The sequence below is a fragment of the Thalassoglobus sp. genome (genome assembly GCF_048270125.1).
Lineage (GTDB): Bacteria > Planctomycetota > Planctomycetia > Planctomycetales > Planctomycetaceae > Thalassoglobus.
Map to the genome: position 1 here is coordinate 114,840 of NZ_JBLWTN010000016.1, position 15,536 is coordinate 130,375.

A 15,536-nucleotide genomic window follows, 5' to 3' on the forward strand; every position below is an offset into this window, starting at 1 on the left:
ACTGGCAGCGAAGCGAAGCAAAATATTATTCCGCTATATCAGTTCGCGGATAAGATCCAAGAACTTCTAAACGAACAGCTTTCTTTTCGAGAGTCGTCAAAGCTTTTTTGATCTTGGGGTCTTTCGAATGGCCTTCGAAATCAAGGAAGAACAAGTATCCGGTTTCAGGTCCCCGTAGCGGGAATGATTCGATCCAGGTGAGATTGATCTTGTTCGTTTTGAACGCATTCAAGGCGTCCGTCAGCGAACCGGGGCTGTGCGGAATTTGCAGCAGCAAGGCGGTGCGGTCTCTCTTCGTTGGCTTCGTATCTTGATCACCGATGATCGCAAATCGGGTCACGTTGTACGCATTGTCTTCAATCGAGTCCGCTACGATATCTAATCCGTATTGGACAGCTGCCTGTCGACTGGCAATTGCAGCGGCGCCAGGTTTACTTTGAGCGAGGGCTGCTGCGGTCGATGTGCTGGTAACATCGTGCAACTGAGCATTTGGCATGTTCCGTGCAAGCCAGTCCCGACATTGCGAGAGAGCCTGCGGCTTGCTGTAAATTTCGGTGATCTCACTTCGCGGTGATCTCGAGAGTAAGTTGTGATGCACAGCGATTTGAACTTCACCACAAATTCTTAACGGCAGCCGGGTGAACATATCGAGCGTATCGACAATGCGGCCATCAGTGCTGTTTTCAATCGGCACGATTCCGAACTCTGCATGTCCTTTGTTCACTTCTTCAAAGACAGCTGCAATTGAATTGACTGGAATCAGATCGGCAGTCTTGCCAAACTTCTCCAAAGCAGCCAAGTGGGTGAAGCTAAACTGTGGCCCTAAGTAAGCGACGCGGACTTCTTTGACTTGTTCCCGGGCTGAGCTGAGGATCTCGCGGAAGATGCTTTTTAAAACTTCCTGATCGATGGGGCCTTTGTTATAGCCAGCGAGTTGCTCCCAAAGTTCTCGCTCCAGCTGAGGATCAAACCAGACATCGCGGCGATCTGTCAGCTGTTCTAACTCACCGATCGTGAGCTTCAACCGTTCATTGAGAAGCTTGACGATCTCTTTGTCGATGGATTTCAACCGAACCGCAGGGTTCACTCTTCTTGGTTTGGCAGCAGGCTTTGCCGGGGCCGCCTTCTTAGTAGGAGTCGAACTGGACGGTCGAGTTGTCTTTTTCTTTGCCATCGGATGCAGTCTCAATCAGAGAGTAATTTTGCCCCGCGGTGGACTCATCCCTCTGAAGACAGCACTCGCTGCGAGAGATAATCTCCGGTCTTCTTGCCCACGGGTAGTCAAGAACGCTTGCATCAACAAGCGCTGCATCCCTGCCTTAGAACCTTTCTCCGTCCGTCTCCCCACTTGTTGAGATCGCTTTGTACAAGTGGGTCTTGCCGATGTCAAGCTTGCGAGCTTGCCGTAACCACCCCACAGTTTCTCCGCAAGTTTCTGGCTTCAAACAGCTTACGCGAAATTAACCAGTGTGTAATTGAAACCGGCTTTGAAGATCTCACTGCCTGATCAAACTACCCCGGCGGCTTAATCGTTACTGTTTGGATGTCCACATAATGCTTAATCCGGCAGCGTTGAAGCTTTGACGACTTCTTCATCAACGAAAATTGGCAATGGCGGGTCATAGTGAGCAATCAATGCAATCGCATCGCTGGGGCGACTATCGACTTCTATGATCTCGCCGTTGTGCTTAATACGAATGACCGCATAATAGGTGTGCTCGACCAGGTTCGTAATCACGATATCCTGAACTTCTCCCCCCATTTCCTCGATCACATTTTTCAGGAGATCGTGGGTGAGCGGTCGCTGCGGGACCTGGCCCTGCACGCTGCGATTAATACTGGAGGCTTCAAAAATTCCAATTACGATCGGGAAATTTCGTTTTTCTCCATCGACCTCACTTAAGTAGACGACCTGATGATCATTGATCTCGCTGATAATGATTCGGGCAAGTTCCATTTTAATAAGCACGCTCAGATCTCCGCTCATTCGAGATTGTTCGAATCCATCAGTATAGGGACCATGAAATTAGAACATCAAGACCCCACGACCACTCCGATCAAAGCTGAACTTCTTTCTCTCCGGGAAAAGAGAGAATACAGGTGGCAGGGGCGTTTCGTGGCAAAGAGCTCGCCGAAATTGGAGGGTTGACCTCCGAATGTGAGTAATTCCCACCTTTCCAGTTGCTCCAAAACACATTTTCGAGCGAAATAAAATCGAAACAAACGTCATCCCCGTGAACGTCATACAATTCTGTATTATCTTCCACTTCTGTCTAAGCGTTCGCGATCCTTAAAACTGAACTTTCAAAATGAAATCAGGCCTCAAGACCGGGGTTCGTCACGAGTCCCTGCGACGGATCAACGAATCCCACACCATCACTTTCGAAGGACTTCCGCCAGTTCTGGCAACACCGTTTTTAGTGTGGCTGCTGGAAGAGACGGCGATGGAATTGATCCACCCCTTCCTCGAAGATGGAGAACTGACCGTCGGAACTTCCGTCGAAATCGAACATCAGGGTGCCGCTCTCATTGGCGATGAGGTGACCTTCTCGGCGACGGTCGTCCAGATTGATGGACGTGACTTGCTGTTTCGGGTGGACGCAACTCTTGATGGTCAACCGATTTCAAAAGGTCTTCATCGCCGAAAGCTCGTCTCTCGATCAAAACTGCTCCAGAAATTGACTCGCTGAGACTCCTCTGAGTCGCTCTTGCAACTCTTGAATCCTCACAGCAGAGACCTCTGAAGTTCTCTCATCTTGAAGACAGGCTGCTGAGCGAACGGCGATGACATCTACTGGCTCCGCCACCGGCATGTTCTTCGAAAACTGTGAAAAGTGCGTCACATCAGCCAGGGTCAGTTTACCAGCAATGGAGCAGAACATCCCATGTTGGTGGATCACTCTCAGGAAACGCTTCAATCTGCTGTCACTGACCCAATCAGAAAACCGCATGTCGTTCTTTTGGAAAGTATCAAACAGTACGCCCGCACAATCTGACTCAGCGGCTGCTTCGATCACCTCTTCGATCTCGGGCGCGTTGGCATTTGCAGAGTCCACGTACGCAACCGCAACACAGCGTGGCGTCTTCTCACTGTTTTCTGGAGCGAGTTGATCCCGCATGAGCTGCCATGCGGCTCGCCAGTTGTTTTTTCCGCACATCCCTGCAAGCCCGATTTTGAAAAAATTGAAGCCTTTTAACGAAGCAGGGGGTTCAAACGGATCATACTCACCAAGTTCTCCACAGGCAGTGCTTAACTGGCAACGTGAATTGACGGCCCGGATACTGACGACGCACTCTTGGAGAACCCTGGGATGAACCATCCCCAGCGACCCCTGTTGAGGTTCTTTGATATCGATGATGTCGACGCCTGCCTCAGCAGCAATTCGTGCTTCCTGTACATTGCGGACACTCACGAGAAGTTTGGGGGGCATTTTCAGAACCATGAGAGAGTTTCGTGTTTCTTGTGTCCGTGAAGAGTGCTTTTCATCTGAGGAATCACTCATTTTCACAAGACAGGGCACGTGCATCTTTTTGAAAAATGCAATTGAAGAGTATATGGGCAGGAGGCAGGTTATTTCATCTCCGCAAAAAGTTCACGTTGCTCTCTCGCATCTGCACACCCACAAATGTGCCCGTTTGTCCAAACCTCGTAACATTTAAACCTTGTCGGTGCAGGATTGAGGTGATTTCTTGATTTCTGACGAAATAATCAGAGACGTTTTTACAAAAAGGGCCTCTGGTGGCATGATTTCCATCAAGAAATCGAATTGCCACGTTTCTACGATTCTGTTATCACACTCATCTCATTCAATAAATATTCATGACCGACAAACTTAGGCCGCTGACAAGACTACCGAAATGATTGCCATTCGGTTGAATGACAATCGCTTCCACAGGCCTTGTAAGTGCTCCTTATTTTCTAAGTGCGTCGTTGCAGCCGACAGGAAGTCAATATGTCGTCAAGGACTGACGACGCGAGCGCAAAGGGCGCTCAGCGTTTGCGATTGCTGTTCGTCGATGATGAGGCACCGATCCGTATGGTGATGGGTGACGAGCTCGAACAAATTGGTCACGATGTGACAGTTTGTGAAGGTGGTCAGGAAGCCATCGATGCGCTTTCAGAAAATGCCTACGATGCCGTCATTACCGACCTGAAGATGCCAGGGGTCGATGGTTGGGGTGTCATCGAGCACATCAACAAGCAAAAGATCGAAACAGACATCATCATCAGTACCGGTCACGGCGGGATTGAAGATGCCATCCGAGCGATTCGCTCAGGAGCTTACGACTTCCTTCGCAAACCGTATAAAATTGTCGAGATCGCCAACGTTCTCAATCGAGTGGCGGCGAAACGGTCGCTCGAAAACCGTGCGATGGCACTTGAAACAGAGCTGCAGTCTGTCCGTGGGAAGACTCAACTTATCGGCGAAACCGAGCCAATGCAGCGAGTCAAGACTCTCGTTGAACGTATCGCACCGACCGACTCAAGTGTTTTAATTCTTGGAGAAACCGGAACCGGCAAGGAAGTTGTCGCCCGAAGTATTCACGAACACAGTTCCCGCTCCAAAATGCCGTTTGTCGCAGTCAACTGCGGAGCGCTGCCAGACAATCTCGTTGAGAGTGAACTTTTCGGCCATAAAAAAGGTGCATTCACCGGAGCAGATACTCCTCGCAAAGGTCTTATCGAAGTCGCCAACGGAGGAACATTATTCCTCGACGAACTTGGAGAACTCGATAAATCAATGCAGGTCAAGATGCTTCGCTTCCTCGAATCTGGTGAAGTCCGCCGTGTGGGAGAGAATGAATCGTTCAATGTTGACGTTCGCGTTGTCTGTGCAACGAACCGAAACTTGCAGGACATGGTCGTTGAAGGAACTTTCCGCGAAGACCTTTTCTTCCGAGTCAACACTTTCGAAATTCGTTTGCCTTCCCTGCGTGAACGCAAAGATGATATCCACGAACTGGCACTGTTCCTGATTGCTCGATGTACTAAACGTGCCTCAGTTCGGCGCGACCTGATTTCGCCCAAAGCTGTCGAAATGATGCGTTCGCACGACTGGGCAGGGAACGTTCGTGAGTTAGCGAACGCGGTCGAACATGCTGTGATTCTTTCTGGTGGACAAACGATTGAACCGGAGCATCTTCCGGGTAGCGTTTCGAGAAAAGCTGGCAGTACCGACAAACCGTTCTTGGTCACCAACTTCACTCACCCACTCACACTCCGTGAGATTGAGGAAGAAGTGATTATGCAAACTCTCGAGAAATACAACGGCGATAAACCACAAACTTCTGATGAATTGGGAATCGCTTTGAAAACGCTCTACAACAAGCTGAACCAATACCAGAACCACGATCAGGCCGACGCTGCATAAATCGAGCAGCCAACCTGAGGTCGTTTCATCGTAGCCTGGAACCATCGTCCCGGAGAGCCAGACGGGACAATGGTTTCGTGGTTCAGCTCTCTTTGCTCACGTGATCGTGCAGTTCCTGCGATCCAGTCCTGTCAACACAGTTTGTTCTCCCATCTCTCCGTGAAAGCCACTTCCACGAATTCGGAGGCTGCGTGCAGGAAGCTTGACTCTCAGGCCCAGCCGTGACCAATTCTGCTCGGTCAGCTCCGCTGAACAAACATCGCCTGGTACTCGAGCCGCCCGAAAGATCTTTCTGGCCTGACTCGTCGAGAAATTTTATACCAGAATGGGATCTCCAGCGCACGGCTTCTCAGCGTCCTCGCTATCCAATGGACACTTTAAACGGACATACCCGTCGTCTGAGAGTTGGTGGCTAAAACGAGAATTTTGCGATCAGGTTCCTGTTGGTCAGTTGGAATCGAATTGACTATGATTTCAGCATGTCTTATCCACGGTTCATAGAAACCGAGAAAGGAATCATGATGACGGGACCATCTCGTAAAACTTTTCAGTCAATCTCGATAGCGATGTCGTTGTTCTTTGCATTTGTCGTCAGCGCAATCGCAGAGACGAAGTTGCCACCCAGGCCAGAGTTGCCTCAGCGAGCAAGTCGTTTTGAAGGTATGGTCAATCCGCAAACTGGCGAAGTCGTTCGAACGTTGACGCCGAAAAACCCCGATTCTGCTCAGTCGCAAAAGAAAAAATCAGCTCTCGCACGATACATGGCTGGCCGTATTGCTATGGAGCGACGTCGGATTCCAGCGGCTCTCCACGAGTTTGAGCAAGCAATCAAGCTCGATCCGAGCGCTATCGATTCATACAAAGCAATCATCCCATTGCTGCTGACCAACCCTCGACGTGTGGAAGAAGCAGAGAAGTACGCTTTGCAGGCGGCTCAACAAACTGACCAGGGATATGAACTGGTCATGGTGATGGCAGCTGTGTATCAGCGCCAGACAAAAATTAACCAAGCGATCGACCTGATGGAGCGAGCACTCGGCACACGTTCAATTCAAACAGGGTCGAAAGAGGAATTGCTCACTCAGATCGGACTCGGATTATATCACCGTCTCAACAAAGACTTTGATAAAGCGGCTGAGAAATACGAACTGGTGATGAATCGGATTTTAAATGGTGAAGTGGACGATTCTGATCTTGATGATCTCTTGAAAAATCCCGGTCAGAACTTTGATGAGTTTGGAGACACCTTCTTAAAAGCTGGCAAACCGGAACTGGCTCTCAAAGCATATGAAGAAGCCTCGAAGCATCGAGTTGCGAAACCTGGCTTACACAGTTTCAACCTTGCCACAGTCTTTCAACAGACCGGAAAGCCAGAGGAAGCACTCAAGTCTTTACAAGAATACTTTGATGCTCAACAACAGGGACGAGGCCGCGCACCATACGTTCTGCTGGAGTCACTGCTAAAAGAACTGGGCAAAGAAGGCGAACTGATTACCCGGCTGGAAACCTTGCTCAAGAACGATGAGTCGAATGATGTGCTCCGATATTTCCTTGCGGATCTTGTCTTGAAAAACGGAGAGCTCGCTAAGGCTAAAGAGTTATTCTCTAAGGGGGAAAAATCGGTCAATGACCCGCGTGCCCAAGTCGGACTCTTAACGATTCTGATTCAAGAAGGGAATGCGGAAGAGATCTTCGAGTTGCTCCCCAAAGCCTATCAGCGAATCCCGCGTGGAAGCGACGAGGATACGCTTGAGCAAATGCAGGAAGATGTCCGTGCACTTTCAGAAAGTTTTGAAGCACAGCTGGACGCATTGAAGGAAAACGAAGAGCTCTTAGCAAAAGTCTTTGACCACGCACGTTCACTCAAGAAGGGAGATGAACCTTCCCTGGAATTCCTTCAAGCTTACATTCTGGGAAAACTGGCGACCGAGGCGGACAATGCGGACGCAGCGATTGAGTTTTACAAGTTCGCCATTGGAATGCGGAACGACCCTCCCACGTTACTCTACACGGAAATTGGCGGATACCTGCTGGATGCCAAAAAGTATGAAGAGGCCGTTCAAATTCTGAACGAAGCATTGGCGAACCCATCAAGTACACTACAAGCCGACCGTTGGCGACTGCTCTTCTTCCTCAGCTACGGACAAGAGTTTCAAGGCGAAACAGAGGATGCGTTAAAAACAGTTGACGAGGCGATCCGTACCGCCCCTGAACAGTTGCACGGTCGTCTGGAATACCAGAAAGCCTGGATCCTCTATCATGCTCACAACCTTGATGAAGCACTTAAGCAGTTTCAGAAAGTGATTCAGTCATTCCCTGAAGATGAGAGCGTTGTGCAAGATGCCCGCTTCCGGGTCTCTGCAATTTACGTTGAGCAAGGAGATTTCTCCAAAGGAGAGGCGATCCTCGAACAAGTGTTAAAAGACGATCCCGACAACACTCAGGCCAACAACGACCTTGGGTATTTGTGGGCCGATCAGGGCAAGAACCTGGAGAAGGCACACAAGATGATCCAAAAGGCTATTGAATCCGAGCCCGAAAACCCCGCCTATCTAGACAGCTTGGGATGGGTTCTCTTCAAGAAGGGAAACTTCAAGGAAGCTGCCGAATACCTGACGAAGGCGACTGAGCAGAAGAACGGCGACGACAGCACAATCTTTAATCATCTGGGTGACGCATTGGAAAAACTTGGCCAACATGAAGAGGCACAAAAGAACTTCCAAAGAGCCTTGGAAATTGAACAGGAGAAACCTCACCCAAGTGAAAAATTACTCAAAGAGATCAAAGCAAAACTGAAATCGGATTAAGATCCAGACCCGACGATTTACCTCATTTTGAAAATAGAAACGAACTGATAAGCATGGCTGGACATTCCCATTGGGCGAACATCGCACACAAGAAAGGACGAATTGATAAGAAGCGCGGCGCTTTATTCGGAAAGCTGAGCCGGGCCATTATCGTCGCTGCGCGCAACGGGGGAGGGGACCCTGCTATGAACCTCGCCCTCCGATACGCTCTCGACAAGGCTCGAAAAAACAGCATGCCCAAAGACAACATCGAACGTGCTGTCAAAAAAGGCTGTGGCGATCTAGACGGTGAAGATTATCAGGAAATCGTCTACGAAGGTTACGGCGCCGGTGGAGTGGCTGTCATGGCGGAGGCACTCACGGAAAACCGAAACCGCACAGGCGGAGAGATTCGAAAAACATTCGAAGTGTATGGTTCAGGATTGGGACAAAGTGGCTGCGTTTCGTACATGTTCGAACGCAAAGGCTTCTTTTCCATCCCGGTGGAGAACATCACTTTCGATGAACTCTTCGAGCTTGCTCTCGAAGCCGGTGCCGATGACGTTCAGGAGGCGGGCGACGTTTACGAAGTCACTTGTTCAATCGATACGTTTCAATCGCTGAATGAAGTGCTTGAAACAAATAATATTGAAACGCGGGTCGCTGAGCTTTCACAAATTCCAAACTCGACTGTCGACCTGGAGATTGAGGATGCTCGAAAAGTTCTGAAACTTCTCGAAGAGCTTGAAGCGAACGAAGACATCCAGAGTGTCACTGCGAACTTTAATATCGCTGACGATGTGATGAACGCACTCAGCGAAGAAGAGTGACCGAACTGTTGATCTCCGGAGTTGTATTCCTTGTCGATTGAATTTTATTGCCCACACTGCGAAGCCTATCTGCGCGCTCCAGACTCGAAAGCAAGGCTTTCGATTGCCTGCCCGCACTGTGGGGGTCGCTGCTGGGTTCCTCTCAAGTCAGAGCAAGAATCATTCTTCGATGAAGTCGAAGAGTGGAGTGATGCGGAAGATTTCGATGAGGCTGATTATGAAGCGGATTACGAACCGACTTCCGCTTCGACCAATGTCCCCGTCCTGACTCCAAAGAAAAAACAGCTCCAGACAAGCTGCAAAGTCTGCGATTCTGTTTTATCTCCCAGCGAAAAAGTTTGCAAAGTCTGCAGCCATCGCGTTGGTACACCAATTTTCGATGAACCTGCCGATGTTGATGTCGGAAAAATCCTGTCGACTTCGTGGCGACTCTATACACGACATTTCGGAACCTGCCTGATCGTGACCGTGACAGACGCCGTTTTAACGATCGTGGCGTGTGTTTTGGCAATTTTCATCGGTGGCACAGCCGCTTTGGCAGTTGGGAATCGCCCGGGACTGGTGGTTTTCATGTTCCTGATCGCATCGGGACTCGGCTGGGGCATCGCGATGTCCATGTTCGCCATAGGACATATGCGGTTTTATTTGGACCTGTGTCGAACAGATCGAGCAGATTTTCATAAATCGATGGATTTTCAAGGACCAATTGGACACATCTTTTCAGGTGGGGTTGTTTACTGGAGTTTGTTCCCATTCCTGCTTCCACCAATTTTCCTGTGGCCTTTCGGTCGAGTCGTTGTCGACCAGAATGTTTCCGGGTTTCGCGGTTTGTGGACAGCACTTAGGCTCTCCGTGAAGCACTTCTCCGTCTGCTTTGTGCTGGTTTTCGTAAAAATTGGGGCAATACTCATCTCAAGTCTTTTCCCAGTCGGAGGAGCCATCTTATTGACTCCCTACTTCGCGATTCTCAATACCGTTGCGTATTTGCACTTTATCGGAGAACTTGAATAGATCATTTTGATACAGTGCTGTGGTGTGATACACTCAGAATGATGCGGTGACGTCTCTTTAATTTCAGATTGAATCCTCTCACGTTTCGGAATTACCAAGATCCGATTGGACTCCCATAGGAAGTTATTGACCCGATCACCTCTGGTGCTAATAATGACTTGTGCCATGGACATGTTTCAGGTTTCATTGGGAATAGAGTTTGCTTAACTGATCCCATGACTCGAAAACACAATTTCGATGGCAGAACCAAGTCCAATAGCAATTCTCCACTGAATATGGTGACACGGATTCACCTGAGCTGAGAGCCGGCTGCAAGGCATGACACCTTGCCAAAGCTTTGTCCCGTAAAGAGTTGCGCTAAACGTTCGCAAGAAAGGCGACACTTGAATTACGAATCCCAAGATCCAGAGGCTCGTACGGAATTCACAGCCCCTGATGTTGATAAGTCCTCTTCTCAGCCCGAGAAGCGAAGTTCGAAACCCGAACAACACCCTAAAACTGAACAAAATTTAGCTGCTGAACGACAACCAATTACTGAACAAGATCAGGACTCCAGGCCGACAAGCCAGTCCGAAGCAGATTCAACTTCAAGTCAGGCAGGCAGCCTGACCAACCACAGTACTCACAAACAGGATGAACACATGATGACTCAATTTGCTGAACCGGTTGCTGAAACCCCCGTTCACCAGAATGAGGCTGATCAGGAGACAAAGTCTCCTAAAATTTCGAACGCTCTTGAAAAAGATCTCGTTCAAGTTTTCAAACTCCTCGCTGACGAAACTCGCTTGAAAATTCTCTTCTTGCTCGGACAAGAAAAAGAACTTCACGTCTCCGCCCTTTGTGAGCGCCTCGGTCAAAGCCAACCTGCAGTCAGCCATCACCTGGCCCTGCTTCGCGTTGCAGGACTGATTGACCCACGCCGAGATGGCAAGCACAACTTCTACTCAATTCAACAAAATCGTTTCCACACAATCATGGGGAAACTGTTTACAACATTCACTGAAGACGGAAACGCTTCCGAATTCCGATTCGAAAACTTCGTCTTCCGACAAGACACTCCTTCAGAGGCATAACCTCTTCAAGGTTCGATAAATCAAGACCCCGCTCAAGCGAATTGAGCGGGGTCTTTTTTATTTGAACTGCGGCTCACGGTCGGATTCTTTCTCGCCGGTCGCTACGATACGTACTCGTTCAACTTGATGCCACAATGGAGTTTCTGAATGAGTTCGCTTCGCCTTTTCCTCCCAGTTGCGTTGATCACTTTGCTGATGACCAGTTCCTGCGCCAAGGAACAACCAACAACCGAGCATGAAACATCCTCCGAAGAGGCTTCGACTGCTACAAAGCAGCAAGCACCTCCTGAACAGGACAAAAAAGCGACTCAGGAACCTGTCAAGAAAGCTGAACCGAAGAAGACTGTCGAGACGACACCAGTTCCTTACGAAAACCCTTTAACAGCAGAGCAAAAAGCTGCGGGGTGGCTCAGCCTGTTTGATGGACACTCTCTGTTTGGATGGGAATCGACTGACGATGAAATCAACTGGTCAGTCAAGGATGGTGCAATCATCGCTGACTCGGGGCCGATTGGCTCTTTAATGACGACCGTACCATTCACAGACTATGAACTCGTTTGTGAATACCGCATGAAAACCGGTGGAAACAGCGGTCTCTTTCTTCGCTCTCAATTCCCACCGGGAGATATCGCAACAGAATGCTACGAGGTGAATATCGCTGACGACCACCCCGATGGGTATTCGACAGGAGCTTTGGTGAATCGGCAAAAACCAGAAACAGCTGTCGAAAGAAAAGAGGGTTGGAATGAGTTCCGTGTCGCAGTTAATGGTCCAAAAATCGAAGTCCAGCACAATGGCCTAGTTGTGCTGAATTACACCTCGGACAACAACGTTGCAGCGACCGGCCGCATCGGATTACAAAAGAATGCTGGACAAATTGAGTTTCGAAAAATCTTACTGAAGCCTCTGAATCTCAAGTCTCTTTTCAACGGGAAAGACCTCACTGGTTGGCGTGAAGTTCCTGGATCAAAGAGCGATTTCAAAGTGGAGAACGGCGAAATTCACGTCAAGGACGGAGCTGGATTCATCGAAACGGAAGAGACTTACCAAGACTTCATCTTCCAATCTGAAGCCATCAGCCATGCAGATGAACTCAACAGCGGGTTCTTCTTCAGAGCAATGGAAGGGACGGAAGAAAATCCTTCAAACGGGTACGAATACCAGATCCACAATGGATTCGAAGGGGACCGCAGTCGCCCCAACAATGCAGGGACCGGAGCCATCTTCCGTCGCATCGATGCACGTTACGTTGTCGCTAACGATAAAGAATGGTTCAATGCAACATTAATCGCTTTCGGTCCACGAATCTCCTGCTGGGTTGATGGTTACCACGTCGTTGACTGGGTCGATGATCGCAAGCCAGATCCGAATCCCCGACGTGGCTTACGGCTGGAAGGTGGTCACATCAGTATTCAAGGTCACGATCCAACGACAGACTTGTCATTCCGGAATCTGAAAATCGCTGAATATCCAAAACCACCACAGGGTGATGAGTAAATCCCAGGATGAAACCAAGACAATGAGGGATTTATTCGGTGCTCGTGAAGGCGATTCCAGTCTCCCAACCTGCCGGAATCAAGCTGGACCTCACTGCCAGAAACCCCACTCTGCCGTATTGAGTTTCCTGCTCATTGTCGGGTGCCTGTTAATCCTCCAATGGAGCAATTTGGGATGGACAACCGGAAAGCTCGGCCCATCAATTTTGCTCATTTTTTCTGCACTCGCTGGCTGGACGTTCAAGCAGCCTGGTGTGACTTACACAATGGGGATGACATGTGTGGGGATGCTCATTCTTCATGTCGTTCAAGCGGAGTTACACCAGCAAGCGATTGTTGAAACGGCTCGAGCTACATTTTCCGTAGGAGCCGTGGCACAACTGATGACCGTCGTCCGCTCGATCATTGATGATCGTGAATCGATTTCGGGCTCTGACCCGCTCACCGATTTACTGAACTTAACGCGATTCAAAACTTACGTTGAGTCGAGAACAGCATCCAGTCAATCAAACGACTCTCCGTTCGCGATCGCACTACTCGACTGCGACGAGTTTAAATCGTACAACGACACTCACGGCCATTTGTCGGGGGACCAGTACCTGGTTGATATGGCGAACCGTATCGATTCGTCACTTAATGAGGGAGAATTCGCTGCCCGCTGGGGAGGTGATGAATTTGCAATCTTGTATTCAACCACAAAGGAAGAATTCCTCGTCGATCGTCTTCGCACCCTTCAAGAATCTCTGTCGTCAACAAGCGAGCAAATTGAAAACCCGATGACCTGGAGCGTGGGAGTCGCGATTTTTTCAACACCTGAAAAATACTCAGCAGACGAGATGATCAACCGCGCAGATCAAGCAATGTACGCAGCGAAACGAACAGGGCCGGGACAGATTCATGTCGTTTCAGATTCCGAAAACGACGTTTCATAGAGCTGGTTCGCTGAAATATAGAGTTCAACAGATCGTGGAGTCAGGTAGCGAATACTTTTCCCTGCTTCGCACCGATTGCGAATTTGTGTTGCTGAAATATCGATGGCTGGCATCTCTAGAAGACAAACCTGACTCGGGTCAAGTTGCTCTGGAACCTCCACTGAAGACTGACCTCGGTTGACCGCGACAAGTTTCGCAAGACTCAGGATCGTTCCCGGTTCGCGCCAGTTCGGGAAATCAGTTAACGAGTCTGCCCCAATCAGCAGATGCTTTTCGGCATCGGGATGCAATTCCTGAATCGCCTGCAAAGTCTCAAATGTATAGCTGTGTCCTTTTCGCTTGATTTCCATATCGCATAGCCGGAATCGTGGATTCCCCGAAATCGCGAACCGCAGCATTTCCATTCTTGCTTTGGGCGGAGTCGTCGCCTTCCCCAGCTTGTGCGGATTCTGGAATGCCGGAACGAACCAAACTTCATCGAGCGAAAGCTGCTCGCGAACAGTTTCTGCAAGAATCAAATGCCCCAGATGGACTGGGTCAAATGTCCCACCGTAAATGCCTAACTTCATCACACTTTTCTCATCATCTGGCATAGATCAAGGACTTGAATTGGTTCTATGCGAGCTTGCCTGTCGAACTGACATCAGGACTAAGCGGCAGTACCGGACAAACGATCCGAGAGCGGTATAACAGATGATGTGGGAAAAATGGAGTAACACTTCCGATTTGATAGGAAGAGCAGAAGCAGAACGCTTCTAAATCATTTTCTAAAATCGTATTCGCAACCTGCCTCGTGAAGTTCAGCGCCCTCCAGAGAGAACCGACACTTCACGGGCATTGAAACCCCGAAGGCTGGCTGCATCAAGCAACCGGAGCTTGGGAACGATCTCGGGTGGAACTCAAGTACAGAATTCCGGAGTCACTCGGTTCCACGGGATCCATGAACCGATGAGCTGCTTTGAGGACATCGCGACGACTGATCAAACCAATTACGCGACCTTTTTCCAAAACAGGCAGCCGTCGATATTGCGCCGACATAAACATTTGAGCAATCGTCAACAGGCCAGTGCCTGGTGAGACGGTCTCTGCATCGGTGTCAACAAATGCTTCGATTCGGTTTGTGGGAGTTCCACGTTCCGCAGCGTCCATGAGTAAGCTGATAGAGCTTTTCTCTGAGAAGACACCAAGGTAGCGGCCATTTCGATCAACAACAGGAGCCCCGGAAATTTTGTTCTTTACCAGTAAACTCATTACCTCAAACAAGTCCTGGTCTGGAGTCAGGCTGATGACTTTGCGTGTCATGATATCACGAGCGGTAAGCGAGTTATGAGTCATGTGAACTCCTCTCATCAAGTGCAGGGGGGGGGGGGGAACTGAATTCTCGAATGATCTTTGCGGTAGAATTACCGCCAGACAGAGATCGAAACTCGTTTGACATGCTGGCTGACATATTACCAAATTTGAGAACCGATTCTCAAACATAATTTTGAGGATTCTTGCAAAATGTGCAATTTTGATGAAAATCGCACAATTACCGTCCAATAAGCCTCGCGTGCTGCCGTGAAATTTCGACTTCAGAGACTCCCGCAAGACTGTCAGAACCGTTGTGATCTCCTCGTTTTAGAAAAACTGCGCAAGTTTTATTGGACTAAATTATTTCCAGATCAAGGTTTGCAACTCAGCCGAGACTGCGATAAGTTACGCCCACATTGGGAGGTTCAGAGGCTACCTTCCTTGCGGTGAGGCATTAGCGAACCAGGTCAGGCGGGAAACCGAGCAGCCTTAAGTTTTTGCTTCAGGTGCTTGGGAGGTAGTCTCTGAGCCTCCCTGTTTTTTTTGCGCACATCTTGCATCGTGGTCATGTTAGGTCGTGGCCATGCATCGATGGCCCACTCTCAAACTCTGTTCAGCTGCTTTGCTGGAGCATCATTCGAATTGGTTTGCACGTTCTGCCTCTTGGCGAACAGCATTTTTACTAGAACCGGTCCTGAAACTTTGCTTTTAGTGTACAAGTTGGTTTGGGATTTGCATGTGTT

13 protein-coding genes and 1 other RNA gene are annotated in these 15,536 nt (G+C 49.2%); 9 read left to right on the forward strand and 5 right to left on the reverse strand.

Annotated features, from left to right (window positions below):
- Positions 1-25: 25 nt before the first annotated feature.
- A complete protein-coding gene (gene pheA, locus ACN0YR_RS16905) occupies positions 26-1,174 on the reverse strand; it encodes a prephenate dehydratase (RefSeq protein ID WP_417850413.1) in 1,149 nt (382 codons plus the stop codon).
- A gap of 384 nt (positions 1,175-1,558) precedes the next feature.
- Entirely contained in the window at positions 1,559-1,969 is a 411-nt protein-coding gene (locus ACN0YR_RS16910; RefSeq protein ID WP_417850414.1) for a bifunctional nuclease family protein, read from the reverse strand.
- 340 nt (positions 1,970-2,309) lie between these two features.
- On the opposite strand from ACN0YR_RS16910, the gene ACN0YR_RS16915 reads away from it, so the two are divergent.
- The gene (locus ACN0YR_RS16915; RefSeq protein ID WP_417850415.1) at positions 2,310-2,690 is read left to right on the forward strand and encodes a thioesterase family protein; all 381 of its coding nucleotides are present in this window, start codon (positions 2,310-2,312) and stop codon (positions 2,688-2,690) included.
- On the opposite strand, the gene ACN0YR_RS16920 is transcribed toward ACN0YR_RS16915, so the two are convergent.
- A complete protein-coding gene (locus tag ACN0YR_RS16920; RefSeq protein ID WP_417850416.1) occupies positions 2,661-3,431 on the reverse strand; it encodes a (5-formylfuran-3-yl)methyl phosphate synthase in 771 nt (256 codons plus the stop codon). The genes ACN0YR_RS16915 and ACN0YR_RS16920 overlap by 30 nt on opposite strands.
- A gap of 522 nt (positions 3,432-3,953) precedes the next feature.
- Here ACN0YR_RS16920 and ACN0YR_RS16925 point away from each other — a divergent pair.
- The 7 genes from ACN0YR_RS16925 to ACN0YR_RS16955 all read left to right on the forward strand — a co-directional run bounded on the left by ACN0YR_RS16925 (position 3,954) and on the right by ACN0YR_RS16955 (position 13,500).
- On the forward strand, positions 3,954-5,372 hold the full coding sequence (locus ACN0YR_RS16925) for a sigma-54-dependent transcriptional regulator (protein ID WP_417850417.1): 1,419 nt from the start codon (positions 3,954-3,956) through the stop codon (positions 5,370-5,372).
- A gap of 479 nt (positions 5,373-5,851) precedes the next feature.
- Positions 5,852-8,179: a tetratricopeptide repeat protein gene (locus ACN0YR_RS16930; RefSeq protein WP_417850418.1), complete on the forward strand. Its 2,328-nt coding sequence runs from the start codon at positions 5,852-5,854 to the stop codon at positions 8,177-8,179.
- Between the two features lie 53 nt (positions 8,180-8,232).
- On the forward strand, positions 8,233-8,988 hold the full coding sequence (locus ACN0YR_RS16935; RefSeq protein ID WP_417850419.1) for a YebC/PmpR family DNA-binding transcriptional regulator: 756 nt from the start codon (positions 8,233-8,235) through the stop codon (positions 8,986-8,988).
- Between the two features lie 30 nt (positions 8,989-9,018).
- Entirely contained in the window at positions 9,019-9,999 is a 981-nt protein-coding gene (locus ACN0YR_RS16940) for a hypothetical protein (RefSeq protein ID WP_417850420.1), read from the forward strand.
- A gap of 641 nt (positions 10,000-10,640) precedes the next feature.
- Positions 10,641-11,072 carry an ArsR/SmtB family transcription factor gene (locus tag ACN0YR_RS16945; RefSeq protein WP_417850424.1) on the forward strand — a complete coding sequence of 144 codons (432 nt, stop codon included), beginning with the start codon at positions 10,641-10,643 and terminating at the stop codon, positions 11,070-11,072.
- A gap of 147 nt (positions 11,073-11,219) precedes the next feature.
- Positions 11,220-12,569 carry a 3-keto-disaccharide hydrolase gene (locus tag ACN0YR_RS16950; RefSeq protein WP_417850421.1) on the forward strand — a complete coding sequence of 450 codons (1,350 nt, stop codon included), beginning with the start codon at positions 11,220-11,222 and terminating at the stop codon, positions 12,567-12,569.
- Positions 12,562-13,500 (forward strand): GGDEF domain-containing protein, encoded by a 939-nt coding sequence (locus ACN0YR_RS16955; protein ID WP_417850422.1) that lies wholly within the window; start codon positions 12,562-12,564, stop codon positions 13,498-13,500. The genes ACN0YR_RS16950 and ACN0YR_RS16955 overlap by 8 nt, the downstream gene beginning before the upstream one ends.
- Here the strand turns inward: ACN0YR_RS16955 and nadD are convergent.
- Both nadD and ACN0YR_RS16965 read right to left on the reverse strand, forming a co-directional pair.
- Positions 13,464-14,069: a nicotinate-nucleotide adenylyltransferase gene (gene nadD, locus ACN0YR_RS16960; RefSeq protein ID WP_417850423.1), complete on the reverse strand. Its 606-nt coding sequence runs from the start codon at positions 14,067-14,069 to the stop codon at positions 13,464-13,466. The two genes, ACN0YR_RS16955 and nadD, sit on opposite strands and share 37 nt — an antisense overlap.
- 292 nt (positions 14,070-14,361) lie before the next feature.
- Positions 14,362-14,835 (reverse strand): CBS domain-containing protein, encoded by a 474-nt coding sequence (locus tag ACN0YR_RS16965; RefSeq protein WP_197441741.1) that lies wholly within the window; start codon positions 14,833-14,835, stop codon positions 14,362-14,364.
- 388 nt (positions 14,836-15,223) lie between these two features.
- Between ACN0YR_RS16965 and ffs the strand changes: the two genes are divergently transcribed.
- Positions 15,224-15,319, forward strand: an RNA gene (gene ffs, locus ACN0YR_RS16970) — signal recognition particle sRNA small type.
- The last annotated feature ends 217 nt before the right edge of the window (positions 15,320-15,536 follow it).